The 26572-nt window shown below is 63.6% G+C and carries 19 protein-coding genes and 1 tRNA gene; 15 read left to right on the plus strand and 5 right to left on the minus strand.

Features of this window, described 5'->3' with window-relative positions; genetic code table 11:
- The first annotated feature begins 12 nt into the window (after positions 1-12).
- From B5E67_RS04725 to B5E67_RS15700, 5 genes are all read left to right on the plus strand, one after another.
- The gene (locus B5E67_RS04725; RefSeq protein WP_087383325.1) at positions 13-1887 is read left to right on the plus strand and encodes a hypothetical protein; all 1875 of its coding nucleotides are present in this window, start codon (positions 13-15) and stop codon (positions 1885-1887) included.
- A 20-nt stretch (positions 1888-1907) separates the two neighbouring features.
- Positions 1908-2099 carry a hypothetical protein gene (locus tag B5E67_RS04730; protein WP_087248046.1) on the plus strand — a complete coding sequence of 64 codons (192 nt, stop codon included), beginning with the start codon at positions 1908-1910 and terminating at the stop codon, positions 2097-2099.
- 15 nt (positions 2100-2114) lie between these two features.
- Positions 2115-3383 (plus strand): cell envelope biogenesis protein TolA, encoded by a 1269-nt coding sequence (locus B5E67_RS04735; RefSeq protein WP_087364144.1) that lies wholly within the window; start codon positions 2115-2117, stop codon positions 3381-3383.
- 257 nt (positions 3384-3640) lie between these two features.
- Positions 3641-6322, plus strand: a complete 2682-nt coding sequence (gene mgtA, locus B5E67_RS04740) for a magnesium-translocating P-type ATPase (RefSeq protein ID WP_087383328.1) — start codon at positions 3641-3643, stop codon at positions 6320-6322.
- A gap of 18 nt (positions 6323-6340) precedes the next feature.
- Complete coding sequence (locus B5E67_RS15700; protein WP_087383330.1) at positions 6341-6493, plus strand: hypothetical protein; 153 nt, start codon at positions 6341-6343, stop codon at positions 6491-6493.
- A gap of 214 nt (positions 6494-6707) precedes the next feature.
- Here B5E67_RS15700 and B5E67_RS04750 read toward each other — a convergent pair whose 3' ends face one another.
- The 3 genes from B5E67_RS04750 to B5E67_RS04760 form a co-directional block, all read right to left on the minus strand.
- Positions 6708-8939 (minus strand): glycoside hydrolase family 2 TIM barrel-domain containing protein, encoded by a 2232-nt coding sequence (locus B5E67_RS04750; protein WP_087383333.1) that lies wholly within the window; start codon positions 8937-8939, stop codon positions 6708-6710.
- 263 nt (positions 8940-9202) lie between these two features.
- The gene (locus B5E67_RS04755; protein WP_087383336.1) at positions 9203-10057 is read right to left on the minus strand and encodes an SDR family oxidoreductase; all 855 of its coding nucleotides are present in this window, start codon (positions 10055-10057) and stop codon (positions 9203-9205) included.
- A gap of 25 nt (positions 10058-10082) precedes the next feature.
- A complete protein-coding gene (locus B5E67_RS04760; protein WP_087383339.1) occupies positions 10083-12332 on the minus strand; it encodes a glycoside hydrolase family 3 N-terminal domain-containing protein in 2250 nt (749 codons plus the stop codon).
- A gap of 380 nt (positions 12333-12712) precedes the next feature.
- Between B5E67_RS04760 and B5E67_RS04765 the strand changes: the two genes are divergently transcribed.
- Positions 12713-13996, plus strand: coding sequence for a helix-turn-helix domain-containing protein (locus B5E67_RS04765; protein ID WP_242956788.1), 1284 nt, complete (start codon positions 12713-12715; stop codon positions 13994-13996).
- Between the two features lie 53 nt (positions 13997-14049).
- Positions 14050-14125: transfer RNA gene (locus tag B5E67_RS04770), tRNA-Thr, on the plus strand.
- On the opposite strand, the gene B5E67_RS15400 is transcribed toward B5E67_RS04770, so the two are convergent.
- A complete protein-coding gene (locus B5E67_RS15400; protein WP_143405380.1) occupies positions 14104-14577 on the minus strand; it encodes a hypothetical protein in 474 nt (157 codons plus the stop codon). The two genes, B5E67_RS04770 and B5E67_RS15400, sit on opposite strands and share 22 nt — an antisense overlap.
- Between B5E67_RS15400 and B5E67_RS04775 the strand changes: the two genes are divergently transcribed.
- From B5E67_RS04775 to B5E67_RS04810, 8 genes are all read left to right on the plus strand, one after another.
- A complete protein-coding gene (locus tag B5E67_RS04775) occupies positions 14569-15684 on the plus strand; it encodes an AAA family ATPase (RefSeq protein WP_087383346.1) in 1116 nt (371 codons plus the stop codon). The genes B5E67_RS15400 and B5E67_RS04775 overlap by 9 nt on opposite strands.
- The gene (locus B5E67_RS04780; RefSeq protein WP_143405381.1) at positions 15645-18047 is read left to right on the plus strand and encodes a DUF5682 family protein; all 2403 of its coding nucleotides are present in this window, start codon (positions 15645-15647) and stop codon (positions 18045-18047) included. Before B5E67_RS04775 ends, B5E67_RS04780 begins: the two co-directional genes overlap by 40 nt.
- Positions 18044-19165, plus strand: a complete 1122-nt coding sequence (locus tag B5E67_RS04785; RefSeq protein WP_204246524.1) for a VWA domain-containing protein — start codon at positions 18044-18046, stop codon at positions 19163-19165. The genes B5E67_RS04780 and B5E67_RS04785 overlap by 4 nt, the downstream gene beginning before the upstream one ends.
- A 14-nt stretch (positions 19166-19179) precedes the next feature.
- Positions 19180-20826 (plus strand): SWIM zinc finger family protein, encoded by a 1647-nt coding sequence (locus B5E67_RS04790; RefSeq protein WP_158098846.1) that lies wholly within the window; start codon positions 19180-19182, stop codon positions 20824-20826.
- Positions 20823-21170, plus strand: coding sequence for a hypothetical protein (locus B5E67_RS04795; RefSeq protein WP_087248022.1), 348 nt, complete (start codon positions 20823-20825; stop codon positions 21168-21170). Before B5E67_RS04790 ends, B5E67_RS04795 begins: the two co-directional genes overlap by 4 nt.
- The gene (locus B5E67_RS04800) at positions 21167-24715 is read left to right on the plus strand and encodes a DUF4132 domain-containing protein (RefSeq protein ID WP_087383355.1); all 3549 of its coding nucleotides are present in this window, start codon (positions 21167-21169) and stop codon (positions 24713-24715) included. The genes B5E67_RS04795 and B5E67_RS04800 overlap by 4 nt, the downstream gene beginning before the upstream one ends.
- Positions 24716-25084: 369 nt before the next feature.
- On the plus strand, positions 25085-25543 hold the full coding sequence (bilQ, locus tag B5E67_RS04805; protein ID WP_087248018.1) for a bilirubin utilization transcriptional regulator BilQ: 459 nt from the start codon (positions 25085-25087) through the stop codon (positions 25541-25543).
- Between the two features lie 97 nt (positions 25544-25640).
- Positions 25641-25964, plus strand: coding sequence for a hypothetical protein (locus B5E67_RS04810; RefSeq protein ID WP_087383358.1), 324 nt, complete (start codon positions 25641-25643; stop codon positions 25962-25964).
- A gap of 199 nt (positions 25965-26163) precedes the next feature.
- On the opposite strand, the gene B5E67_RS04815 is transcribed toward B5E67_RS04810, so the two are convergent.
- Entirely contained in the window at positions 26164-26505 is a 342-nt protein-coding gene (locus tag B5E67_RS04815) for a hypothetical protein (protein WP_087364166.1), read from the minus strand.
- Between the last annotated feature and the right edge of the window lie 67 nt (positions 26506-26572).

Below are 26572 nucleotides of genomic sequence, written 5' to 3' on the forward strand. Positions count from 1 at the left end.
GGGGGGAGCAGTATGTACCTGCCTGAATTGCCCTCCCTCAAAAACAGCCGCCAGCAGATGCGGGTGTTCGGGGGTCTGAACGAGACCTTCGGCTGCACCGAGGCGGAGTATGCGGCGGGGAAGAATTTTTCCAGCCGGGATTTCCCGGCCCTGTCCACACGGACCCCCCGCCGCCGGCTGCGGGAGCTGGACAGCGTGGACGGGATGTACCATCTGAACGGCTTTCTCCTCATCCGCAAGGGCGGGCTGACCTACACCCCCGACAGCGGGGACGAGCCGGTGAACCTCAGCGGCGTGCTGGAGGAGGGGAAAAAGATTCTGGTGGGCATCGGCACCCAGGTGCTGATTTTCCCCGACAAGAAAACCTTTGACACCGCCGACGGCACCCTCAAGCCCCTGGGGGCTTCCTGGGGCGGCGGGGGCGCCTCCATCGAGATGACCCCCTGCGACGCCGAGGGCAACACCTACACCGTCCAGAGCTGGGGGCTGGCCGAGCCCGAAAGCCCCGAGGACGGGGAGGTGTTCCTGAAAGTGGTGAGCCAGTCCAGCCCCTGGAACGCCGACGGGGTGCTGGAAGTCTACAGCAGCTCGCTGGAGCGGTGGACTTCGGTGACCCTGGACTACTGCAAGATCAACGCCGAGGGGATCGGAAAAAACTTTGCGGTGTGGGACACCGTCACGGTGGAGGGCACCGCCGCCTCGGCCGCCGGGGTGTGCGACGATCTGGACGGGGAGAAAATCCTCTACGACGTCAGCGACGACTGGCTGATGGTTCCGGTGACGCCGGGAGGCGAACACTTCTACGGGCGGGTGCTGCAGACCGGCAAAGAGGCCACATGGACCAGCCTGGACGGCAAAAACACCCTGTCCTATACGGTGGAAACCCCCATCCAGTGCACCCGCCGGGTGCCCGACATGGACTATCTGACCGAGTGCGACAACCGGGTCTGGGGCTGTTCCAGCGGGGAAAATGTGATCTACTCCTGCAAGCTGGGAGACCCCACCAACTGGTTCTCCTACCGGAATACCGCCGCCGACAGCTATGCGGTGACGGTGGGCAGCGACGGACGGTTTACCGGCGCGGCCACCTGCATGGGGTATGTGCTGTTTTTCAAGGAGAACACCCTCCACAAGCTCTGCGGCACCAAGCCCTCCGACTTTCAGCTCAGTTCCCTGCGGTGCCGCGGCGTGGCCAAGAACGCCGCCGGGAGCCTCTGCGTCATCAACGAAACCCTGTACTATCTCTCCCCCGAGGGGGTGATGGCCTGGGACGGCAGTCTGCCGGTGAAGGTATCCGGCGTGCTGGACCCGGAGGGTCTGGCCGCCGTCCGGCAGGCCGCCGGCGGATGGCTGGACGGGCGGTATTACCTCTGGCTGGGCACCGACCAGGGAGGCCGGCTGCTGGTGTACGACACCGAGCGGGGCCTGTGGCATCAGGAGGACCCCGGGGCCTCCGGCACCCTGGACATGATGTCCAGCGGGCGGCAGCTCTATCTCTGGGACGGCGCGGCCCTCTGGGCGGCGGGCCCGGCCCGGGACGAGGACGCCGTCATGACCGCCGAAGGGGAGGGCCAGGCGGAAACCGGCATCCCCTTCCAGATGGTGACGGGGGACATCGGCCTGGACGACAGCGAGGACAAGTACCTCTCCCGGCTGACCCTGCGGCTGGACGCCCAGCCGGGGACCTGGCTGGAAGTATGGGCCAGCTGCGACGGCGGACCATGGGAAAAGCTGGCCGCCGCCCGCACCCGGGATGAAAAGGAAAAGCTGTGCATCCCCCTTGTTCCCCGCCGCCACGACACCCTCCGCCTTCAGCTGACCGGCACCGGACAGCTGACCCTGCGCAGCGTCAGCCGCACCATGGCTGCCGCCCGGGGCGGACTGTAAACGAAAGGAGCTTTTAGCCTATGGCAAGCATTGCAGGGCTGAGCAAGCTGGGCCTGCCCCGGCTGAGCGACAGCATGAACCCGGAGGATGCGCGGGTGATCCGCAACTACCTCTATCAGATGCAGGAACAGTTACAGTATGTTTTGACCAATATCGACACCGATAACCTCTCGGAGGGGCTGCGAAGCCAGCTCCAGGGGAACGGGCAGTGAGAAAGGGGGAGCCAGATGGCAACCAATCGCAAAAATGACCCCTACAGCACCCAGGGCCTCAACAGCAAAAGCGACGTGCAGCAGGCGCTGGCCTCGGCCCAGTACAAGCCGGGGGAGGCGGTGAACAACGCGGCCAGCGCCCTGGAACAGTGGCAGGCCAGCCGGCCCGGCGCCTACCAGAGCCAGTACCAGGACCAGATCAACAGTCTGCTGGACAAGGCCATGTCCCAGGAGAGTTTCTCCTATAACTACGCCTCCGACCCGCTGTACCGGCAGTACGCCCAGACCTACCGCCAGAACGCCCACAACGCCAGCACCGACGCGGCCGCCCAGGCCGCCTCCCTGACCGGCGGCTATGGTTCCAGCTACGCCACCAGCGCGGCCCAGCAGGCCTATCAGCAGCAGATGAACGGGCTGAACAGCGTGATTCCCACCCTGTACAATCTGGCCCTGGACAGCTACACCAGCGAAGGGGATATGCTGATGAACCAGATCAGCGCCCTGAACACCCAGGAGCAGAACGCCCAGGATCTGTACTACCGTCAGCTGGACGACTACTACACCCAGCTGGAACAGAAACAGGACGCCTACGAGAGTGCCTATGCCCAGGACTACGCCCAGTACACCAACTACCTGGCCAACCTGAACGACCTGTACGGCTACTACACCCAGGAGGAAGAGGCGGAGGCCAGCCGCCGCCAGCAGACCTTCAACAACGTCATGAGCGTGCTGGGCCTGCTGGGCAACGTGGCCCAGCTGGCCATCAGCGGTACCACCGGCCTGGGTTCCCTGTTCAGCAATCTGGCCCAGGCGGGCTACAGCATGTACGCCGACAGCCGGGACTACGAGGCCGACCGGGCCGACGCGGCATGGAACCAGCAGATGCAGGAACAGCTCCGCCAGGACAGTCTGGCCCAGCAGTCCTATGAGGACCAGACCGCCGCCCAGAAGTATCAGGATGCCCTGGCCCAGCAGCAGTTTGACAACGACGTCACCAGCCAGAAGCTGGCCATCGCCCAGGGCGAATGGGAGCTCAAGCGCACCCAGGCCCAGCAGGAAGCGGCCGCCGCCAGCATGCGGGCGGCCTCCAAGGCCTCGGGTTCGGGCAGCTCGGGCAGTTCCGGCTCGGGCAGCAAGAGCGGTTCGGGCTCCAGCGGCGGGTCCTCCGCTTCGGGCACCGCGGGCGGCATGGATTACCTGACCTTTGCCCGGCAGATGCGGTCCCAGGGGTACAGCATCGACGAAATCAAGGATATGTTTGACGCCATGAGGGAAGAGCGTTAATTCCCGGCGGGCCTTTCGCGCCCCCTAGAGGGGGCGGGAGGCAGGCAGAAGCGTCAAAAGAAACCGGCGTGTTGTTTCGCAGAGAGACGGCGCGCCGGTTTTCTGCGTTTCCGCCATGGACGGGGGAGAAAACCGCAGACAGGCCCCGCGGCGGGCAAAGTAAGAAAAAAGCAAGATTTCCCCCGAAGTATCGGCGCGGATTTTATGTTATAATACACGGTACACAGGACCGAACCAAACCGATTGAGGTGAGACAGATGAAAAAGCTTTCCATGGTCCATCGGCGTGTGCTGGATGACGCACAGGCGGACATCGGCGCGCTGTACAGGACGTTTCATATTTCCGAGCAGGGCTACAGTGAGGAACAGGTGGAAAAAAGCCGCGCCCGGTACGGAGAAAATGTTTTGTCGGGGCGCACCGCCGACACGGTTTTCTACCGGCTGCGGCGGGCTTTTGTGAATCCCTTCACGGTGATTCTGTTTGTGCTGGCGGTGATCTCCTTTTTGACCGACGTGGTGCTGGTGTCCAATTTCAGCCGCAACGTCACCACGCCGGTGATTATTTTGGGGATGCTGCTGACCAGCGGCGTGGTCCGCTTTGTACAGGAACTCCGGGCCAAACGCATCGCCGACCATCTGACCCAGATGGTTTCCTCCACCGTGCTGGTGCTCCGGGACGGCCAATGGGTCAAGCTCTCCTCAACGGAACTGGTGGTGGGGGATCAGGTGCGCCTGCTGGCCGGGGACCGGGTCCCGGCGGATATCCGGCTGACCGCGGCCAAAGATCTGTTTGTGTCCCAGTCGGTCCTGACGGGGGAGAGCGCCATTGTGGAAAAAAGCGCCGGCGTTCTGCCCCGGGGACAGGCCCGGTCCTATGCCGACTGCAGCAACCTGGTTTTCATGGGATCGTCGGTCACCGGCGGCACCGGGGAGGGCATTGTGCTGGCGGTGGGGGAAGATACCGTGTACGGCGGCTTCTCCACCGCGGAATCCCACCGGAAAAACGGTTTTGACCAGGGGGCCAATTCCATCGCGTGGGTGCTGATCCGCTTTATGGCGGTTTTGATCCCGGTGGTGTTCATGGCCTGCGGGCTGACCAAAGGGGACTGGATTTCGGCGTTTCTGTTTGCCCTGTCGGTGGCGGTGGGCCTGACCCCGGAAATGCTGCCCATGGTCATCAACGCCTGCCTGGCCAAAGGCAGCGCCGCCATGGGCAAAAAGCAGACGGTGGTCAAAAACATCAACGCCATGCAGGGCTTCGGCAGCATGGATATCCTGTGCGTGGACAAGACCGGAACATTGACCGGGGACCAGATCGCCCTGGAATATTACATGGACATCCTGGGCAACGAGAGCCAGGCGGTGCTGGACTTTGGGTATCTGAACAGCCTTTATCACACCGGGGTGAAAAACCATCTGGACGAGGCCGTGGTCCGGTGCCGGAAAATGCCGGGGCACCGGATCCATTATCAGGAGCTGGAAGGGCAGTACCAAAAGCTGGACGAGCTTCCTTTCGACCACGAGCGAAGGTTTGCCAGCGTGCTGGTGGGGCGCGGGGAGGAAAAGCTGCTGCTGGTGAAGGGCAGCATCCGCGAGGTATGCCGCCGCTGCAGCTGGATTGAGTACAAGGGAGAGCGCCGCAGCATGGGAGGCGAGGGCAGCGCCAGCGTCCACGCCATTGTGGACGACATGCTGGAGGACGGCATGAAGGTCCTGGCGGTGGCGTATAAGCCGATGCAGCGGGACCGGCTGTCGAGAGAGGACGAAAACGGGCTGATTCTGCTGGGATATCTGGCGTTTTTTGATGCGCCCAAGCAGAGCGCCGCCGCGGCCATCGGCCGGCTGCAGAAACTGCAGGTGGATGTGCGGGTGCTGACGGGGGACAACCGGGATGTGGCGGTTTCCATCTGCCGCCGGCTGGGAATCGACACGGCCCGCAACCTGACGGGGGAAGAGCTGGAACAGCTCACCGACAACGAAAGGCCGGTGGCCATCGAGCGCACCGCGGTGTTTTCCGAGCTGTCCCCCAAACAGAAGGTCCAGGTGGTGCAGACCCTCCGGGCCAACGGGCACACGGTGGGCTTTCTGGGGGACGGCATGAACGACCTGCCGGCGGTGGTGGAGTCGGATGTGGGGATCTCGGTGGATACCGCCGCCGAGGCGGTCAAGGAAGCCGCCGACGTGGTGCTGCTGAAAAAAGACCTGAACGTGCTGGAGGAAGGCATCCAGGAGGGCCGCAAGACCTACGCCAACATGATCAAGTACATCAAAATGACCGCCTCGTCCAACTTCGGCAATATGTTTTCGGTGCTGGCCGCATCGGCCCTGCTGCCCTTCCTGCCCATGATGAGCCTGCATCTGATCCTGCTGAACCTGATCTATGACCTGTCCTGCACCGCCATTCCCTGGGACAACGTGGACGAGGAGTTCATCGCCAAACCCCGGAAGTGGGACGCCTCCAGCGTGGGGAACTTCATGCTCTGGATTGGACCCACCAGCTCCATCTTTGACTTTACCACCTATCTGTTCATGTACTTCGTGTTCTGCCCGCTGTTCATCTCGGGCGGGGTGCTGTTCAATGACCTGCCGGCCCATTTCAGCGGGATGGAACTGGCCATGATGCAGGCCAAGTACATCGGCATGTTCCAGGCCGGCTGGTTTGTGGAGTCCATGTGGAGCCAGACGCTGGTCATCCACATGATCCGCACCCCCAAGCTCCCCTTTATCCAGAGACGGGCATCTGCACCCCTCACGCTGCTCACCCTCACCGGCATTACGGTGCTGACCATCATTCCCTTTACCCCCTTTGGCGCCGCGCTGGGATTTGTCGCGCTGCCGGCTGCATACTTTGCCTATCTCATCCCCTGCATTCTGCTGTATATGGTCCTGGCAACCAGCCTCAAAAAGGCCTATGTCCGGCACTGTGGGGAACTGCTTTAAAACCGGGAGGTGTTCGCTATGAAATGGACGACGATTTGGATGGATCTCTTTGGCACCACATCCATGCTGGGGATCAATATGGGGTTTTGGGTGGCCATGGCGGCGGTGCTGCTGATTGTGATTGGGATGAACGCGGTATTCTGGGGCATGAAGCCGAAACAGAACCGCTGAGCCGCTGTCCCGCGGCGTGAAAGGAAGGCCGCGGGCGGCCCGAAACAAAAGAAAAGCAATAGCCGGCGCGCAGAGAGGTTGCGTTCGGCTATTGCTTTTTGTTTTGCGGCGGAAATGGAAAGCGGGCGTACCCGCCAGAGTACGCCCGCTCCCGTAAGGATTGGAAAAGAAAGGAAAAATGAAATGGAGAGGAAAATTGAGGTAGGGAAGGAAATCAGTTCTTCTTGATCTTGGTCAGAGCCTCGTTGATCTGGCGCTTGACGTCGGAGGAGAAGGACTTGCTGGCCATCTTCATCATGTCGCTCAGGCGCATGGTGCCCATGAAGCCGCCCTGATCGTCCTCCTTGTCGCTGCCCATCATGCTCATCATGCTGCTCTTGGCAAAGACCTGCATGGCGTCATGGATGACGGCAGCGGTCTCGCTGTTGGCCAGCAGATCCACCACCCGGTCCTTGATGGAGTAGAAGCCCTCGGGGTAATCCAGAGGCTTGCGGGCAGCGCGGGCGGCGGGGTCGTCAAACCAGTTGGCGGCGTCGTTGCCCTCGGGCAGGTCGTAGGCGTAGTTGTGCTCGGCCACGGCCTTCAGGGTGATGGTGTTGGCGGTGACGTCGCCGCACTTGGCGGTGACGATGTTGGGGCCGTCGTTCAGGGCCACATCCTTGAACACGGCGGCGTGATCCTCAGCGGGCAGGGTGGCAACCTCCACGCCGTTCACCACCAGGGTGACGGTGGGGCAGTTGGTGTAGACGGTGACGTTCCGCTCGCCGGGGGCGCGGTCCACAAACCGCTCGCCGCAGACGTGCATCATGGGCTCGGTGGTCCAGTAGGCCTGGTAGATATAGAAGGCGTCCTTCTTGAGCTTGCGGTCGTAGGTCACCAGGCCCTTGTTGTTGCGGCCCTGGATGCCGCCCTCGTCGCGGCCGTCGGCGGCGAAGTCGAACATATTCCACAGGTGGGTGGCCCACAGGTAGGGACGGGTGGCGAAGGTCTTGAGCATCTCGTGGTGATACTCGCAGGCGTACTCCTCGGTGTAGTCGTGGTTCTCAGGGTAGGCGGAGTGCCACTTGGTGATGGCCTCCGAGCCGTACTCGGACACGCCCAGGCAGCGGTCGGGGTACAGGGCGTGGAACTTGTCCAGCCAGGGGCCGTTGTCGGAGGCCTCGCCGAAGTACCAGCCGAAATAGTGGTTGTAGCTGACCACGTCGGTGATGGTGTTGTGCTCGCTCTCCATGGGGGTCATGGAAACCTGGGCCATGGTGGTCATGCGGCTGGGGTCCATCCGCTTGGCCAGGGCATTCAGCTCACGCAGGTTCCGGCGCAGGTCCTCGCGGTCCTTGCCGATGAGGATTTCGTTGGAAATGCCCCAGAAGAAGATGGAGGGATGGTTGTAGTTCTGGCTGATGAGCTCGGTCATCTGGCTGATGGTGTTGTCATGGGCCTCCTTGCCGGGGATGAAGCGGCTGATGAAGGGGATCTCGGCCCAGACCACGAAACCGGTGTGGTCGCACAGGTCGTAGAAGTACTGGTCGTGCTGATAGTGGGCCAGACGGACGGTGTTGGCGCCCACTTCCTTAATCAGGGCGATGTCCTCCTCGTGGTCGGCGCGGCTGATGGCCCAGCCCTTGTCCAGACGGTCCTGATGGCGGGCGACGCCGTGCAGGGGCACGTTCTTGCCGTTGAGCCAGAAGCCGGTGTTGGGGTCCACGTGGAAGGAGCGGTAGCCGTAGTCCACGGCCACGGTGTCCAGCACTTCCTCGCCGCGGGTGATGGATGCCTCGGCGGTGTAGCAGTAGGGATCGGCCATGCCGTTCCACAGGTGGGGGGCCTTGACCGCCAGGGTCATGACCAGGTGGGGCTCGGCGGGGGCCGAGCCGGAGGCCACCACGGCGCCGTCGGCGTCCTTCAGGTCCACGCTGACGGTGCAGCCCTCAGCCTCCACCGGGAACAGGTCCAGACGGGTGGTGCCCGAGACCATGGGGGTGACGAACACAGCGCTGGTGCCGCCCTTCATCAGGTCGAAGTGGGCGGGGGAAGTCTCAATAAAGCTGACCTCGCGGTACAGGCCGCCGAAGAAGGTGAAGTCTGCGGTCTGGGGGTAGATGTCCGACACAGCGTTGGACACGTCCACACGCACCACGTTGCCGGTGGGCTTCATGGCGGGGGTCAGGTCAAAGCGGAAGGTGGAGAAACCGCCCTTGTGCTCGCCCATCAGGCGGCCGTTGCAGTAGACGGTGGCCACATGGTTGGCGCCCTTGAACTCGATGAACTGACGTTTGCCGTCGGTGGGGTCGGGAATTGCAATCTCATAGGTGCCGACGCCGCGCCAGTAGTCGTTGCCGCCGTCCTGGCCGTCCTTCGCATTCCAGGTGTGGGGAAGTGCGACCGTGGCAAAGGGCTCGCCGCCCTTGGAGAAGCGGGCAGAGGTGAGGAGTGTGGTTGTGCGCATGGGTCATGGCTCCTTTCAAATCAAGAAACAGTCGGGCACAGCGGCGGACCGGGCCGGCGCCGTGCATTCCTTTGAACTGGTTTTAGTATATCATCCCGTGGAAAAAGACGGTAGGAATATTTTGGGAAAGTTCCGTATAATTTTTGTGCCATGACGGAGGGATTTAGACAATGTTTATAAAATGCTTAAAAACCGGCGCAAAAAAGTCCCCGCGCCCGGGGCAAGCCAGGCGCGGGGGATGAAAAATAGGGTCCCGCAGGGTTTTATACGCCGGAGTAGGCCGAGAATCCGCCGTCCACCGGCAGGGTGACGCCGGTGATGAAGCTGGCGGCCTTGTCGTTCACCAGGAACAGCAGCGCGCCCTCCAGCTCGGCGCTGTCGCCGAAGCGGCCCATGGGGGTGGCGGCAAGAATCTTGCCGGTGCGGGCGGTGGGGGTGCCGTCCTCGTTGTAGAGGAGCTGCTTGTTCTGCCCGGCGGCGAAGAAGCCGGGGGCGATGGCGTTTACCCGGATGCCCTGGCGGCTGAAATGCACCGCCAGCCACTCGGTCAGGTTGCTCACCGCCGCCTTGGCCCCCGAGTAGGCGGGGATTTTGGTCAGGGGGATGTGGGCGTTCATGCTGGAGATGTTCAGGATGCAGCAGCCGGAGCGGCCCAGCATCTGGGGCACAAAGGCCTGGGTGGGCAGGATGGTGCCCAGGAAGTTCAGGTCAAAGACCCCGGTCACCGCCTCGGGGGACAGGTCAAAGAAGCTGCGGACGTTCTCGGCGGTGATGTCGCCGTCCTCATAGTATTCCTTGTCGGTGGTGGCCTTGGGGTTGTTGCCGCCGGCGCCGTTGACCAGGATGTCGCAGGGGCCGAAGTCGGCCAGCACCTGGGCCGCGGCGGCCTGGCAGCTGGCTGCGTCCACCACGTTGCAGGGGTAGGCCTTGGCCACGCCGCCCTCGGCGGCGATTTCATCGGCGTAGACCTGGGCCTTGGAGGCGGTGCGGTTCAGCAGGGCCACCTTGGCCCCGGCCCGGGCCAGAACCTTGGCCATGTCCGAGCAGAGCACACCACCCGCGCCGGTGACCACGGCGACTTTGCCGGTGAGGTCGGTATCCAATACGTTTTTCTGCATCCTGTGTTCCTCCTGTGGACGGCCCTTAGTAGCGCAGGCCGAAGTTCAGCTCGTAGTAGTTGCCGGCGGCGTCGCGGTAGGCGTAGGCCTTGCCGTTCTCGTCCTTGAGGGCGTCGGCCATGTACTGGTCCTTGTCGTAGCCGGGCACGTCGTTGGGGCTGGCGCAGATGCCGTCGGCATTCACGGCCAGGACCTCATCGCCCCGGGGCAGGGTGATGGGCAGGCGGCCCACCGGTGCAAACCGGCCGAAGATCACGTCCATGGTGGCGGAGGGGTAGGTGTCGAAGCCGGCGGTCAGGGCGTCGGCGTAGGGCTCCACGTTGCCCACCATCCAGGCCAGGGGGAAGTTGATGTTGGCGATGACCTTGCCGCCGTGGGCACGGACCGCCGCCGCAATCTCGGGAATCCGCTTGGCGCCGGACAGGGTGGTCTCCAGATGGGTCTCGGCCAGGGGCTTGCCGTCGGCGCCCACGTTGCAGACTTCCTTGTCCTCGCAGATGTCCAGCTCCAGATAGCCCGGGGTGGCGTTGAAGTAGGCGCCCGAGGAGGGGCTCACCATCAGGATGGCGTAGTCGGCCTGGGCGGGGTCGTCGGTCAGGTGGTAGTTGGCCAGCATTTCCCGCAGGGCCTTGGTGGCGGCGGCGCCGCCCTCGGCGGTCTTGGCAAAGGCCTCGGCGTAAATCTTGCTGCCCGACAGCTTGTCGCTGGTGAGGGGCAGGGTGCGGTCCTGGTTCTTCAGCAGGACCACGCTCTCACGATGGACCAGGGAAGCTTCGTTCCAGTCGGCCTCGTTGGCCACCACCTCGGCGGCGGTCTTGGGGTCGGCGTAGGGGTTCTCGAACATGCCCTGCTGGAACAGCTCGGTGAGGGTGCGGGTGACGGCGCGGTCCAGGCTGGCGTCGGTCAGCACCAGATCCTCTTTCTTGAATCCCTCGGGAACCGGGTGGGTGTCGTAGTAGCCGTTGGTGGCGCGCTCATAGGCTTCGCGGCCGTCGGCGTTGTCAAACAGGCCGCTGATCAGGTCCACGCCCGACTGGGTGACGGCAAAGCCGATCCGCTCGGGCACGTCCAGCGCCTCGACGCCCCACTTCATGTTGTGGGTGATGCCGGTATCCGAGTTGATGTAGCCCTCAAAGCCCATCTGGCCCCGCAGGATGCCGTCGATGAATACCTTGTTGTAGGCGAAGCCGTAGGGGTCCATCCGCAGGGGATTGCCCTCGCAGTCGGTCTGGGGGCCGCTCTTGGCGGCAGCCGGCTTGGAGTAATAGGGCATGATGGAGGCGGCGTGGTACTTGACGGCGGGGCGGAAGGTGGGGATGTGGTATTTCTGCAGAGAGCCCTCGGTGGCGTAGACGTTCCACTGGCCGGCGGCGTAGTGGGGGTCAAAGCCGTTCTCGCGGGCGCCGCCGCCGGGGAAGTGCTTGACGGTCATGGAGACGCCGTCTTTGGTGACGCCGTCGGGGCTGCCCTGGATGCCGGGGATCAGCCGCTCAAAGATCTTCTCGATCAGGACGGGGTCCTCGCCGAAGGTGCCGAAGGTGCGCTGCCAGCGGGGATCGCTGACGCAGTCGGCCATGTACATATAGCCCTTGCGCAGGCCGCAGGCCGACCACTCACGGCGGATGCAGTCCGCAAACTTGTCGATGATGGCCAGGTCGCCGTCCTCGCCCCGGATGGCGGCGGCAATGCCCATGGTGCCGGGCCAGGTGGCAAAGACGCCGGAGGCGTCGTTCATGCCAAAGACCACCTCGCCGTTCTCATTGCGGGAGTTGGACACCACCTGCACCGGCACAAAGTGGTCGCACTCCTCGGCCACGGCGTGGAGCTGGTTGAGCCAGTCGGCCATGTAGGAGGGGGTGGGGTTGGCGCGGAGGATCAGATGGCGGTTGAACCAGTCCTTGATCAGGGTGGTGGTGCCGGGCAGGTGCTGCTCGCCGAAAATGGTCTTGCCGTTGAACTCGGCGTCGTCCAGGACGCCCGACTCATCGGGAATCACCTTGTGGTCGGCGCTGGGGGCGGGGCACTCGGCGCCCATCCGCCAGTCCGAAATGAACAGCTGGGCGATCTTCTCCTGAACGGTCAGGGTCTTGACGTAGGCGGCGGCCCGCTCGGCGGGGGACAGGCGCCAGTCGTTGACGGCGGTTACCTCGCCGGTGCCGTCGATATCCTTAAAGGTCAGGCCGTCCTTCTCGATGACGCGGCGGGACACCGTGCCGATGGTGGGGCCGTTGGGATTGTGGTAATATTTAAGGTTGTCGGATGCTTTTTTTGCCATGAAGCGTTCCTCCTTACAGAAACAGAAAAGACGCAGGTGGACCGGCGGGTGAAACCGGCAGGCGGACCGTGGGTGTCGAGTCCCATAGTATTTTTATTATCGCATAAATACACAGAAAAAGGGAAGGATTATTTTTGGGCGAATCCGTAGAATTTTTTCATTGTGCCCGATTTTGACGGTGTTTTGGCAAAGAAATCGTGAATATCAGAGGAAAATCACAGGCCCGGCGGACCCGGAAGGGGGACCGGGCTCTCTTTTCTATACTAAAATTTTGTGATATAATATGATAATTAAAATACGGTTGTAGGAACATGCGCCATGGGATGGGCGGAAAAGAACGGAAAAGAGCGAAACGGGAACAAGAGGTGATTTGCTTGAAAGTGGAGATCAGCCGCGTGCTGGAGAAACTGACCAGCGCCCAGAATCTGGGCCTGACCAAAATGACGCCGCCCTTTGAAGGGATCGAAAACTTTGACTATGGGCTGCGCCGGGCGCTGGATGCGGCGTTTGACTGGAAGGCCTTTGGGGATATGCTGCTCCACCAGATCCCGGCCCGGACCCTGGTGTTTGCCCGTGGGGTGTTTGAGCTGCGGTTTGCGCTGTTTCTCTCCCCGGACGAAAAAGACACCCTCTACTGCATCGGCCCCTGGGCGGAGGGGCCCCGGTCCAAGGAATCCATCGCCTGGTGCAAGAACTATCTGGACGAAAAGGCCCAGGACGTCATCCAGGAATACCACAACCGGGTCCGGCAGATTGACGACAACGCCATCAAGTCCACCCTATTCGGGGTGATCTCCCTGATCTATCCCGAGGGAGAGCTGAAAACCGAGGAGTGGCGGGAGTTTATGCCTCTGAACTTCCGCCCCGGCCTGGAGAGCTTCAGCGACACGTCTTTCACCGAGGAACTGCCCGCCGAGCTGGTGGCCGAGCGCTACGCCGCCGAAAACCGGATGCTGCAGGCGGTGGTGAAGGGGGATTCCTCCTCGGCACTGGGAGCCTATGAGAGTTTTCGGCGGTTCCAGGTGACGCCGCGGCTTCACAGCCTGCTGCGGGACTTCAAAAACTTTTCCATCATCCTCAACAGCCTGCTGCGCAAGTCCATCGAGCAGGCCAGCGTCCACCCCTATTACATCGACCAGATTTCGGCCCGCTTTGCCATCGAGATCGAGGCCCTGACCAGTCTGGAGGAGGGGGAGCGGCTGCGGGTCCGGATGGTCAAGGAGTACTGCCTCTATGTCCAGAAGTACTCCCTGCGCCAGTACAGCCCCCTGATTCAAAAGGTCATCAACCAGGTCAACCTCCATATGGACTCGGACCTGTCCCTCAAGAGCCTGGCGGCCCAGTGCTACATCAGCCCCAGCTATCTGTCCAGCGTCTTTAAACAGGAGACCGGCCAGACCCTCACCGACTACATCAGCCGCCGCCGGATGGAGCGGGCGGCCAAGCTCCTGCTGACCACCAACGCCCGGATCGCGGTGGTGGCCGAGGAGGTGGGAATCCTGGATGTGAACTACTTCACCAAGATGTTCAAGAGCGCCACCGGCCAGACCCCCACCCATTACCGGCGGGACAAGCGGGCCCAGCTGTCCCTGGAAGTGGCCCCCGACGGCGCCCCGCCCCTGCTCCAGGAAAAAGAAAAACGGGAAAAATTAAAAAAATTCTGAAATTAGCCCTTGCAAAGCTGCGCGGAGTATGCTATAATACAACCCGCAGTTGCGCTGCTATAGCTCAGTTGGTAGAGCGCATCCTTGGTAAGGATGAGGTCTCCAGTTCAAATCTGGATAGCAGCTCCATGCAGAAAACCGCTCTTTCCCGGTCGGGAGAGGGCGATTTTGTTTTTGCCTGTCCGGGCGGGCGAAACCCTTTGCGCCGGCGTCCTGCCGGTGGAGCCCGCCAAGGCATAATGGGCCAGTAAACCCCTGACCCCAGCACCCCATTTCTCCGCAATCTGCGGGGGAGCGGGGTGTTTTTGGTTTCGTGGGGAAGTGAAAGCAGGTCTGTAAAAATTGCAGGCAATTTTTTGTGCGAAAAAGCGGATTTTGCGACGTAAAAATCCTCTTAATAGGATGATGAGTTTGATAAAATCCAAACACAGAGAGAAGGCCCCGCCCGGCGGCTTCCCGGCGGGGAAAAGGGGCCGGACAAAGGGGCTTGCCAGTTTTCCTGCGGGCAGGTAAACTACAATCAAACGACTTTGACCGGCCGCGGGCCGGATCTTTCCAATGAGGTGATCAAGATGGAACAATCGGTCCTCCGTCCCCAGGCGGAACAGCGCTACCGGGACGAACTGGAAGCACTGCAGATCTGGGATCAGGGCAACCGCAAGCCCGCCAACTGGCGCCTGTCGCCCAAGGCGGTGCGGCTGTTTATCCTGGGCTCCCGCAGCCCGGTCCGCTGCGGCGGCCAGACTTTCACCATCCGGAAAAAATACCTGGGCAATGACGCCCTGGTGGAGCGGTGCATCATCACCCTGGCGGGCAACCGGGGCCTGATGCTGGTGGGAGAGCCCGGCACCGCCAAGACCATGCTGTCCGAGCTGCTGTCGGCGGCCATCAGCGGATGCAGCACCAACACCGTCCAGGGCACCGCCGGCACCACCGAGGACATGATCAAATACAGCTGGAACTACGCCCTGCTGCTGGCCAACGGCCCCAGCCGGGAAGCGCTGGTGCCCGCGCCCCTCTATGTGGGGATGGAAAAGGGGATTCTCACCCGGTTTGAGGAGATCACCCGCACCCCCGCCGAGGTGCAGGACAGCCTGATCAGCGTTTTGAGCGACAAGGTGCTGAACATCCCCGAGCTGGGGGATGAGGGGCTGCTGTTTGCCCGGCCCGGCTTCAACGTCATCGGCACCGCCAACACCCGGGACAAGGGCGTCAACGAGATGTCCAGCGCCCTCAAGCGCCGGTTCAACTTTGAGACCGTCCAGCCGGTGCGGGATGTGGCCCTGGAAAAACAGATCATCCTCAACGAGGTGGGAGCCCTGGCCGAGGCCGCCGGCATCCATCAGCCCCTGGACGAGGAGGCCGCCGAACTGCTGGCCACCACCTACCACGAACTGCGGGAGGGCATCTCGGCAGAGGGGCAGCGGATCGAAAAGCCCGCCGCCGTCATGAGCACCGCCGAGGCCATCTCGGTCTACTACCAGACCATGATGACCGCCTGGTACTACGGGGACGGCCATATGGACGAGAGCTGCCTGGTGGAAAACCTGGTGGGCGCCGTCGCCAAGGAGTCCCGGGAGGATATGGACAAGATCGCGGACTACTTCTCCACGGTGGTCCGGGACAAAGCACGACGGGAGGGCGGAGCATGGACGCGCTATTATCAGGCGAGAGGCAAACTGAAGTAATCCCGTTTTCCCTGGAGGATGCGGTGGTGTACTATCCGGTGCGCCACCACAGCCCGGTCTGCGCCTGGCATCTGGAACAGGTGATCGCCCGGTACAACCCCGCCTGCATCCTGGTGGAGGGCCCCGAAAACGCCAACGACCTGATCCCGGTCCTCACCGACCCCGACACCGCCGCCCCGGTGGCCCTCTATTACGCCTACCGGGACGATGCCGGGTTGCTGTCCAAAGAGGAGGGGGAGCCGGAGAGCTGCCGGTGTTATTACCCCTTTCTGGATCATTCCCCCGAGCTGGCAGCCCTGCGGGCCGCCGCAGCCCGGGGCATCCCGGCGGCCTTCATCGACCTGCCCTATGCCGAGATCCTGCTGGCCACCCAGGCGGCCCGGGGCCTGCGGACCCGGGAGGAAAAACAGAGCTACGCCAGCGACCAGTATCTGGCCCACAACCGCTTTCAGGAGCGGCTGTGCGAAAAGGCCGGCCTGCGCAGCTTTGAGGAGTTCTGGGAGAAATATTTCGAGACGGCGGGGCTGGACCTGAGCGACGAGGCCTTTGTCCGCCAGATGAACACCTACTGTTTCCTCTCCCGCCAGAACACCCCTTCGGTGGAACTGGAGGAGGACGGCTGTCTGGCCCGGGAGGCCCACATGGCCCGCCGGATTCAGGAGGCCGCCGCCCGGTATGACCGGGTTCTGGTGGTGGCGGGCGGGTTCCATATCTGGGGCCTGCTGCACCCCGGTCAGGAGCCGTCCAGGCCCGCTCTGCCGGCATCGGCCCACGCCGTCTACCCCATGCGCTATACCATGCCGGCCGCCGACGCCCTGGCGGGTTACGCCAGCGGCATGCCGTCCCCCGGCTTTTACGCCAGCGTGTGGACGGCCCTCCACGGCGACCGGCCCCGGCAGGCCTGGACCGACACGGTGCTGGATTATCTGGTGCGGACCGGCCGGCGGCTGCGGAAGGACGGGACCCTCATCTCCGCCTTTGATGAGACCTGCGCCTTTCAGCAGGCCCAGATGCTGGCCCAGCTGCGGGACAAGCCCGCCCCCGGCCTGTACGAGCTTCAGGACGCGGTCCTGAGCAATTTCGTGAAGGGCGAGGCCAGCCTGTCCGGGGTGGAACCTCTCCGGGTGCTGCGGCAGCTGACCACCGGCCAGGCCGTGGGCCGGCTGTGCAGCGGCGCCCTGGTGCCGCCCCTGGCCCGGGACTTCGACAGCCAGTGCAGGAGCTTTCGCCTCCGGCTGGAAGGCGCGGCCCAGCAGGAAATCACCCTGGCCATCTTTTCGGAGGAACGCCACCGGGCCATCAGCCGGTTTTTCCATCAGACCGTCTTTTTGGACTGCGGCTTTGCCCAGCGGAAGAAAGGCCCCGACCTTCTCCGCCGCCGGGACCGCAACCTGATCCGGGAAGTGTGGGAATACCGCTGGACCGCCGCCGTGGATGCGGCCCTCATTGAACACGCCGTGTCGGGCGCCACCATGCGGGAGGCCTGCTCCACCGAGCTGCGGGGCCGGATGGCTGCCGCCGCCCGGGCCGAACAGGGCGCGGACCTGCTGGTCCAGGGCTTTTTGATGGGGATTGGGGACCTGGCCGACCAGCTGGCCGGCCGGATGGATGAACTGCTCATCGCCGACGGCGATTTTGCCTCTCTGTGCGCCGCCTGCGCCTCCCTCACCACCTTGGAGGAATGGCAGGACCAGTATGGCGAGCGGGGCGGCTACGATTATCCGGCCCTGCTGCGCCGGTGCTTTGCCCGGGTGCTGCAGATGCTGCCCCAGATGAACACGGTGGACGACCACAACGTCCAGAAGGTGCAGCAGGCCTGCATTTTGCTGTATCAGGTGACGGGGCGGGAGGCCTTTGCCGACCAGCGCCCCGCCCTGCTGGAAGCCTTTGAGCGGCTGGTGGGCCAGAACCCCATCCATCCCGCCCTCCATGGAGCGGCGCTGGGCCTGCTCTACGGCGCCCGGCCCGCCTGGAAACAGACCATCGACGGGGTGGTGCGGGGCTACCTGCAGGGCACCCGGGCCATGATGCTGCAGTCGGCGGCCTTTTTGCAGGGATTGTTCTCCACCGCCCGGGACTTGCTGCTGGTGGACGACGGCTTTCTGCGGCAGATCGACGCCCTGCTTGTGGGACTGGAAGAGGAAGATTTCATCGCCCTGCTGCCCGAGCTGCGGCTGGCGTTCAGTTATTTTGTGCCCATGGAGACCGACCGCATCGCCCGGCGGGCAGCGGAGCTCCACGGGGCCAGAGGGTCCGACCTGCGCCGCGGCGCGGTGGACCCCGCCGACTATGCCCGGGCCGAGGCGCTGGACGCCTGGGCGGCTGCCCGTCTGGACGGGCCGGAAGGAGAGGATGACCCATGATGACCGACGGCGCCGCCCTCAACCGCTGGCGGCTGATCCTGGGCAAAAACGCCGGCCAGCAGCTGGAGCTGGACACCGCCCGGCTGGCCCGGATGGACGACGCGCTGGACTTCCTCTATGGCCGGGAGGCCGGAGAGGACGTCAGGGACCGGGACCCTCAGGGCGGCCATGGGTCCAGTCAGCTGACGGTGGCCAGGTGGCTCAGTGAGGTGCGCCAGCTGTTCCCCCAGGAGACGGCGGAAATTTTGCAGCGCCACGCCCTGGACCGGTATCAGCTCACCGAGCTGCTGGCCGACCGGGAAGTGCTGGAAAAGATGGAGCCCAACCAGGCTTTGCTGGAGACGGTTCTGAGCCTGAAACATATGATGCGGGGCCCGGTGCTGGACACCGCCCGGCGGATCGTCCGGCGGGTGGTGGAGCAGATGACCGAGAAGATGCGCAGCGAAATCCAGCGCTCGGCCCTGGGCAAGCTGGACCGCACCAGCCGCAGCTCGGTCCGGTCTTTGCGGAACCTGGACATTCAGCGCACCATCCGGAAAAACCTGGCCCACTATGACACCGAAAACCACCGCCTCATGCTGGAACAGGTCTATTTCAACGGCCGGGTCAAGCGCTATAACCCCTGGCGGGTGATTCTGGCGGTGGACGAGAGCGGCTCCATGATGCCCAGCATCATCCACAGCGCCGTCATGGCGGGGATTTTTGCCGCCCTGCCCATGCTGGACACCCGGCTGGTGATCTTTGATACCCAGGTGGTGGACCTGAGCGGCTATGTGGAGGACCCGGTGGAAACCCTCATGAGCGTACAGCTGGGGGGCGGCACCGACATTGCCGGGGCGCTGCGGTACTGTGAATCCCTGATCTCCATGCCCCACCGGACCATGGTGGTGCTGGTCAGCGACCTGTGCGAGGGCAACAGCCGGCAGAATCTCTACGGCGTCTGCCGGGATATCCTGGAGAGCGGGGCCAAACTGGTGGCCCTGACCGCTCTGGACGAAAATGCCGCCCCCGCCTATGACCGGTCCACCGCCCAGGCGCTGGCCGGGATGGGGGCTTATGTAGGGGCTATGACGCCGGCGCGGCTGGCGGATTTTATGGCCGATGTGATGCGGGAATGAGGGGGGGATCTGTCGTGAAGTTACCGGGCCCGCTGGCCGCCGCCCTGGCGGCTGCGGATGACAATTACCTGATCGGCCTGTGCAACAAGGGCACCGTCAACCGGGCCAAAAAAGACCTGGCCGCCCTGGCGGAACCCTCAGTCGCCGTAACCGAGGAGGGGGTCCAGGTCCAGATGGGGGACGTCACCTGCCAGATCTGCGCCCCGCTGGGGGAGAGCCGGTGCTCCTGCCCCAGCAGCGGCATCTGCCGCCACCGGATCACCGCCATTCTCTGGCTGCAGCAGGCCCAAGGGGAGGAAACCGCCCCAGGCCCTGCGGCCGAGCCCGCGAAACCCACCTTTGAGACCCTGCGGGCCTATCCGGCGGACAAGCTGGCAAAGCAGCTGGGCCCCAAGCGTCTGGCGGCCGCTCTGTTCCGCCAGCGCAGCGGGACAGGCCCCTCCATAGAGGAAACCTCTGTGGTGACGGTGGAAATGCCCTGGATTCCCGCCGCTGTGCGGCTGCTGGACCCTCTGGAACACAGCACCTGCACCTGTCACAGCAAGACCTTTTGCATCCACAAGGCCGAAGCCCTGCTCTACTGGCAGATGAGCCGGAACATTCTGGACCCGGCGGCCCTGGAAGCCGCCCGACCCCCGGAGGAGGAACTGGACCTGGAAGCGGTCCAGGGCGTCTGCCAGGCGGTGCAGCAGACCCTGGCCGCCCAGATGGCCACCGGCCTGAGCCGGATGCCTGCCGGCGTCTGCGAGACGGTGGAGCGGATGGCGGCTCTCTGCCATACCGCCCGGCTCCCGGCCCTGGAACGGGCCCTGCGGGGCGTTCACGGGGAATATCAGGCCTACTTTGCCCGGTCGGCCTCCTACCGGGACACCGCCCTCCTGACGCGGCTGAGCCGGGCGTTCCGGCTGGCGGCGGCCCTGGAAACCGCCGACCCCAAAGCCGCCCTGGACCGGGCGGGCCGCTTCCGGGACGACTACGAGGCGGTGGGGGACCTGGAACTGTATCTGCTGGGCCAGCGGGATTTCGATGGCCGCAGCGGCTACGCCGGCACCATCTATTATTTCTGGGAGCGGGAGGAACAGCGGTTTTACACCTACGCCGACGTCCGGCCCACCTTTTATGAGGGCAAGGCGCGACGCCGCACCGCCGCCGTTCCATGGGGGCTGCCCTGCACGTTGGGTCAGGCCTGGAACTGCGGCCTGAACCTGTCGGGGGCGAAGGCCTCCCGGGACCGGGCCCTCTCGGCCACCGAACAGTGCCGGGCCGTCCTGCTGGGCCGCCAGGACCCCGCTCAGGTCATCCCGGCCAAGGCGGTCTGCACCGACTTTGAATGGCTGCTGCGGGAGCGCAGCGGTCCCCATGACCCCGAGGTGGAACGGCTGGCGGTGGTCCGTCCGGCCCGGTGCCTGCCTCAGGACTACGACCAGGTCCGCCAGGTGTTTTCCATCCGGCTGGTGGACGGGGCAGGACGGGACCTCTTTCTGGAGGTGCACTACAAAAAAGAGGAGGAAAAGGTGGTGGAGGCGCTGGAACAGCTGGCCCGCCGGCTCCGTCGGAAACCGGATTTCCGGCCGGTGTTCTTTGGGCTGATCTACCGGGAGGAAGACCGGCTCAAGCTCTACCCCATTGAATATTTCGCCGAGTGGGAGGAGTGCCTATGACCCAACTGCTGGATGAGCTGGAACGGGCTGTGACCGACCTTTTGCAGTCGGGGCTGGATACCGGCGGCCCCGCCGCCTGCGCCCGGCTGCGGACGCTGGCGGTCCGGTGTGAGGATGCCGGACTGCACACCGGGGCGGCGCTGGCCCGGGAGCTGGAAACTGCTCTGGAGGCCCGCCCCCACGCTCTGGAAAAAGACAATTTGACCCCGGCGGCCTGCATTTGCCGGCTGGCCCGCTATCTGGAACTGTGCCGGGAAAAGGCACAGGAGGACGCCATCGTCCGGCGCTGGCAGGCCCGGGGACAGGATTCGCAGGACACCCAGAAACCAGGAGGGAACCTATGAACACCTTGCAAGCACAGAAAAAGGCCAAACTGGACCGGCTGCTGTCCAAACTGCAGCTCACCCCCGCCAACCGGGCCCTGGCCGAGGAATACCTGACGGCGGAACAGCGGGACGACAGCCTGCTGCAGCGGGCCGAGGAAGAGGACTTCCACGAGGTCAGCTGGGAGGTGCGGGGAGAGGCGGTGGACTACGCCAACGACCTGCGCAGCTGGGACAACCCCGACCCCCTGGCCCGGCTGATCAAGCTGTACTGGGCCATGGGCAAGAGCACCGCGGTGTTTTTGCTGGAGCGCAGCAGCGATTCCAAGACCGGCCGGGAGGAACAGAAACTCCGGACCGAGCTGCTGGGCAAGCCGGCGGCGGTGGCGCTGGAGGCGGAACGGGTGGTCTGGTATGAGCCGGGGTACCGGGATTTGGAGTGGTTTTATGCCCTGGCGGCCAGCGAGCCCGAAATCCTGGAACAGGCCCAGGCCCTGGCCGGCGGCCACCGGGACAATTACAAGGTGATGCTGGCGGGTATTCTGGTGGCGGTGCAGCAGGGGAGCAAGCTGAGCCTGTTCCAGAAGCTGGTGGGCGCAAAACAGCCCCTGGTGGCCCGGCAAATCCAGCTGATCCACCGCAACAACCTGGAAACCATGGCCGCCGCCCTGCCCAAACTGCCCGACAAGGACCGCCAGGCCCTGGCGGAATACCTGGAAAAAGGCGACCTGAACGCCCCCAAGCCGGCCCTGTCGGCGGGGTGGGCCAATGCCGCCAATCCCAGCGCCGCCCTGGCCGCCCGCGGGGCCGAAACTTACCTGGCCGGCCTGCTGGGCACCGCCTCCTTCCTGGGGGCGGAACAGGACCCCCGGCTGCGGTGTGCGCTGCGGATGTATCTGGGCCTCAACCCTGCGGCGGTGCTCCAGAACATCCTGCGGGGAGTGTCCCAGCATGTGATGCTGGACCAGAAGGACCGCCTGAACCATCTGCTGGAGGACCTGCCCGGCGGCGATGTCACCATGCTGATCTTCCTGACCATGCTGCCCACCTGGGACGGCCGCAACAGCTTTTATAAAGTGGTGGCCCGCCAGTGCCGCAATGGACTCAAGCAGGCGCTGGATTTGGCCGACGCCCAGCAGTATGTCCGGCTCACCGATATGATGCCGGGAGCCGGCGACGTGGACCGGGACCAGCGGAACAAGATCAACACCCTGCTGTCCAAGTACATCCAGAACGGCGCCAGCGCCATGACCCAATACCTGGAAGGCACCGGCAGCCTGAAGGACAGCGCCGTCCGGCTGGCCGGCGTCACGGTGCAGCCCTATGTTTATCCGTCCCAGGCGGCCCAGCTGGTGGAACGGTACGTCAAGGCCGCCGGCTGGGATGAATTTGCCTGCCGGTGCGCCACGGTCTTTGGCCTGGTGTTTGAGGGGTCGGGGATGAACCATCTGCTTCACAGCGACCAGGACGTGGCCCGTCTGGCGGCCGCCCTGCAGGAGCAGGAACTGCCTCTGGGGGAGATCCTGCGGATCTTTGGGTACTTCTGCGATGGCTGCTACGACGAGCGCCGCAAGACCACAACCCGCAACACCCTTTACAAAAACTTCAGCAAGCCGGTCTATCTGGAGGACCTGTGCGCCGCCGCCCTCAACAGCGGCGTCTTTGGGCGGTATGTGGCCCTCTCGGCGCTGGACGACCTGACGGCTTCCCCCGAGTGCGGCTCCCGGGCCAAAGAGGGGCTGCTGGCCGGTGCGGGCGATTCCTCCAAACAGATTCAGGAGCTGATGGTGGACCTGCTCACCAGCCATCCCGACTGGACCGAGGAGGTGACCGGCCTGCTGCGGAGCAAAAAGGCCGCCGAGCGGCTGATCGCAGTGCGGGCCGCCGCCAAGATGGGGGAGGCCATCCGCCCCGCCCTGGAGGAAGCCCTGGAAAAGGAAAAGAGCGCCAAGGTGGCCGACGCCATCCGCGGCGCCCTGGGCCGGGCCTCGGCCCCTGCAGAGCAGGCCGCTGCCCTGACCATCGACGAGAAGGCCGCCCAGATTTTGAAGGGCGGCAAAAAGCGGAAAGTCCAGTGGGTGCTGGATCACCCTCTGCCCGAACTGCACCTGCAGGACGAGGCCCGCACCCCGGTGAACGAGGACCGGCAGGCGGCGCTGCTGGTGGCTTACAGTGAGCTGGGCCGGATTGGCCGCAGCGAAACCGCCGCCCTGCTGGCCGAGGGCATCGACCCGGCGGATCTGGCCGCCCTGGCGGGGGAAGTCTATGAGATTTGGCTGGCCGCCGGAGCCCAGAGCAAGACCAAGTGGGTGCTGGCCTTTGCGGCGGCCTTTGGCGGGGCCGCCATGACCCCGCGGCTGAGCCACGCCATCAACGAGTGGCCCCAGCAGTCCCGCGGCGCCATCGCCTGCGACGCCGTCACCGCCCTGGCCCTCAGCAGCGACCCCGCCGCCCTGCTGGTGGTGGACTCCATCTCCCGCAAATTCAAGTTCCGCCAGGTGAAGGCCGCGGCGGCCGCCGCCCTGGACAACGCCGCCCGGGAACTGGGCATCACCGCCGAGGAGCTGGCCGACCGGATTGTCCCCGACCTGGGCTTTGGGGCCGACGGCAAGCGGGTCTTTGACTACGGTCCCCGGAGCTTTACGGTGCGGCTGACCCCCACCCTGGAGCTGGAAATCACCAACGACGCCGGCAAGACGGTGAAAAACCTGCCCGCCCCCGGCAAGACCGACGACCCCGAAAAGGCCGAGGCCGCCTACAACGAATTCAAGACCATGAAAAAGCAGATCCGCACCACCGTGACGGCCCAGAAGGCCCGTCTGGAGGCGGCGCTGTCGGTGCTGCGCTGCTGGAGCAGCGACGCATGGAAGGCCCTCTTTGTGGGCAACCCCATTATGCACCAGTTTGCCATGAGTCTCATCTGGGGCGTGTACCAGGATGGAACGCTGCAGGAGACCTTCCGCTATATGGAGGACGGCTCCTTCAACACGGTGGACGAGGAAGAATACACCCTGCCCGACGACGCCCGGATCGGTCTGGCCCACCCGGTGGAGATGGACCAGGAGACCCTGGACGCCTGGAAACAGCAACTGGAAGACTACGAGATCACCCAGAGCATTCCCCAGCTGGACCGCCCGGTGTTCCAGCTGGAACCCGGCCAGGAACAGGCCCGGACCCTGGACCGCTTCGGCGGCAAGAAGCTCAACGGCCTGTCCCTGTCGGGCAAGCTGCTGGGCCTGGGCTGGTACCGCGGCAGCGTCCAGGACGCCGGCGGCTACTACACCTTCTACCGGGAGGACCCCGGCCTGGGCATGGGGGTGGAGCTGGAATTCTCGGGCTGCTTTGTGGGAGACGAAAACGAGACGGTCACCGTCTACGAGGCGACCTTCTACCGTCAGGGCACCGTCCAGCGGGGCAGCTACTGCTATGACACCCCCAAACCGGAAAACATCTTCGCCCTGGGGGAGGTTCCCGCCCGCTATTACAGCGAGGTGGTGTACCAGCTGGACAAGGCCACCGCTTCCAGCACCGAGACCGACCCCGATTGGAGAAAAAAGAACCGCTGATCCTTTAAAAGAATTTCAAATCGTATAGAAGCAAAAAATGATACAAAGAGTCTCTGAACAAAACGCAAAACGGCGTGCACAGGGGGGCCGAGAGGCGCCTGACCCGGTCCGGCGGCGCCTGCCCGCAGGGGCCGGCACCGAAAAGGGGAGGGCAGCCCCAACCCCCTGAAAACCTATCCTGAAAGTATAAAGCGCACACAGTATGCCCCTGGGGCCTGACGGCCCCGGGGGCTTTGGTGCGAAGATGCGTCCAAAATGGGATTGGAATATCAGTAAAAGAAAAATTTTGATTTTTTGGGATTTTCACTTGACAAAGTCAAATGAATCCAGTATACTTGATCTCGTCAAGTATGGGAAAGGAGCGGACCCATGTTCAACACACTTGCCTATTTTTCCTCCGTGCTGTACCGGGATTTTACGGCCTACACCAGTGAAAAGCTGGAAAAGCTCGGGCTGCATTTTGGACTGTTGTTTTTCCTGATTTACGTGGGAAAGCACCCGGGTGCTACGCCCTCGGACTTGACCCAGACGCTGCATCTGGACTGGGGCCATTCGCAGCGCTGCATCACCAAACTGGTGGAGAGCGGCTTCCTCACCAAAGAAAAGGTTGGCCGGCGCTATCACCTGCATCTGACTGAGAAGGGACAGGAGGCGTTTGAAGTCAGCCATCAGGTCTTTTTCGACTGGGACGCCCAGCGCCTGGAGGCCCTGACCGACGAGGAGCGCCAGACCCTGTTCGCCCTGATGCGCAAGGTAGCCCGCCGCCCGGAACCCGCACCCCACCCCGCCGCAGAGTGCACCAACTCTGCCGGGCAGGCCGGAGAATAAAACGGACCGTTCTCCGGCGGCCCATGGGGCGCTTTCCGCGCCCTTGACCCGTCATAACCGCCGTTGATACCTCTTTCATGGATAGGAAACTCTGAAAATGAAGAAAGCATCGAAAATCTGGCTCTGGATCGCCCTGGTCCTCTGCGTCTGCACCACCTGCCTCAACCTGTCGGAGGGCCGCTGGCTGTCGGTGGCCATCGCCGTCGTTTCCATCGCAGGCCTGTGCCTGCTGCTGTTCCGCCATCAGAAGCTGGGCTTCCTGATCATGTGCGTCTGCGCCGTGGGCTCGTTTGTGGTGGGCTCGGTCCAGAACTTCGCCGATCTGGGCGCCGTCAGCATCCTGATGTCCTTCATCGGCTCGGCCCTGGTGCCCGGCATCACCGGCCTGTTTATCAAGAGCCAGTGGAACGAGCTGAAGTAATCTGAATCAACCTTCCCCCGCATGGCCTGCGTGTCCCTTTCTTTCCGCGCAGGCTGCATGCTAGATAAAGCCCCCGCCTTTTTCCTGCAAAAGGCGGGGGGTTCTTTTTTGTCCGTTTTTGGGCATAAAAATACCGCTGCAGACGGCCCGGGGCCGGTGCGGCGGCGTGGGGAAGCGCGTCCTCCCGGGAGACGCAGGGTTACTGCAGCTTCTCCAGGATTTCCTCGACGCTGATGCCGTTGGTGATGAGCTTCTGGACGGCTGTGTCAATCTCGGCCTTCCGGGCTTCCTGGGTGGCTTTTGCCTCCTCGGCGGCCTGCTTGGCCTCCAGCTTGGCGACCACCTTCTCGAGGGATTTTACGGCGGATTTCTTGCTCTTGAGCTGGGCTTTCAGCTCGGTGATCTGGCCGTTGATGTCGGCAATCTCACCGTTCAGCTGCTCCATCTCTGCATTTTTTTCTGCGAGAGCTGCTGCGTAATCCGCTGCACTGTGGCCTTTGATCGCTTTCACCTTGTTTTTGCTTCCCTTGGGTCTGGGCATAATACATTTCCTCCCAACAATATAAATTCTTTTGATATTTCTGAGTATAACATGAACCATATTCCGG

The sequence above is a fragment of the Faecalibacterium sp. An122 genome, assembly GCF_002160895.1.
GTDB lineage: Bacteria > Bacillota > Clostridia > Oscillospirales > Ruminococcaceae > Faecalibacterium.

What these genes read in the sequence shown, in the direction of transcription:
- B5E67_RS04725 (WP_087383325.1), top strand. Translation starts at nt 13, where the DNA reads ATGTACCTGCCTGAATTGCCCTCCCTCAAAAACAGCCGCCAGCAGATG.
- B5E67_RS04730 (WP_087248046.1), top strand. Translation starts at nt 1,908, where the DNA reads ATGGCAAGCATTGCAGGGCTGAGCAAGCTGGGCCTGCCCCGGCTGAGC.
- B5E67_RS15700 (WP_087383330.1), top strand. Translation starts at nt 6,341, where the DNA reads ATGAAATGGACGACGATTTGGATGGATCTCTTTGGCACCACATCCATG.
- B5E67_RS04810 (WP_087383358.1), top strand. Translation starts at nt 25,641, where the DNA reads ATGAAGAAAGCATCGAAAATCTGGCTCTGGATCGCCCTGGTCCTCTGC.
- bilQ (WP_087248018.1), top strand. Translation starts at nt 25,085, where the DNA reads ATGTTCAACACACTTGCCTATTTTTCCTCCGTGCTGTACCGGGATTTT.
- B5E67_RS04785 (WP_204246524.1), top strand. Translation starts at nt 18,044, where the DNA reads ATGATGACCGACGGCGCCGCCCTCAACCGCTGGCGGCTGATCCTGGGC.
- B5E67_RS04755 (WP_087383336.1), bottom strand. Translation starts at nt 10,057, where the DNA reads ATGCAGAAAAACGTATTGGATACCGACCTCACCGGCAAAGTCGCCGTG.
- B5E67_RS04735 (WP_087364144.1), top strand. Translation starts at nt 2,115, where the DNA reads ATGGCAACCAATCGCAAAAATGACCCCTACAGCACCCAGGGCCTCAAC.
- B5E67_RS04795 (WP_087248022.1), top strand. Translation starts at nt 20,823, where the DNA reads ATGACCCAACTGCTGGATGAGCTGGAACGGGCTGTGACCGACCTTTTG.
- mgtA (WP_087383328.1), top strand. Translation starts at nt 3,641, where the DNA reads ATGAAAAAGCTTTCCATGGTCCATCGGCGTGTGCTGGATGACGCACAG.
- B5E67_RS04775 (WP_087383346.1), top strand. Translation starts at nt 14,569, where the DNA reads ATGGAACAATCGGTCCTCCGTCCCCAGGCGGAACAGCGCTACCGGGAC.
- B5E67_RS04815 (WP_087364166.1), bottom strand. Translation starts at nt 26,505, where the DNA reads ATGCCCAGACCCAAGGGAAGCAAAAACAAGGTGAAAGCGATCAAAGGC.
- B5E67_RS04760 (WP_087383339.1), bottom strand. Translation starts at nt 12,332, where the DNA reads ATGGCAAAAAAAGCATCCGACAACCTTAAATATTACCACAATCCCAAC.
- B5E67_RS04800 (WP_087383355.1), top strand. Translation starts at nt 21,167, where the DNA reads ATGAACACCTTGCAAGCACAGAAAAAGGCCAAACTGGACCGGCTGCTG.
- B5E67_RS04750 (WP_087383333.1), bottom strand. Translation starts at nt 8,939, where the DNA reads ATGCGCACAACCACACTCCTCACCTCTGCCCGCTTCTCCAAGGGCGGC.
- B5E67_RS04780 (WP_143405381.1), top strand. Translation starts at nt 15,645, where the DNA reads ATGGACGCGCTATTATCAGGCGAGAGGCAAACTGAAGTAATCCCGTTT.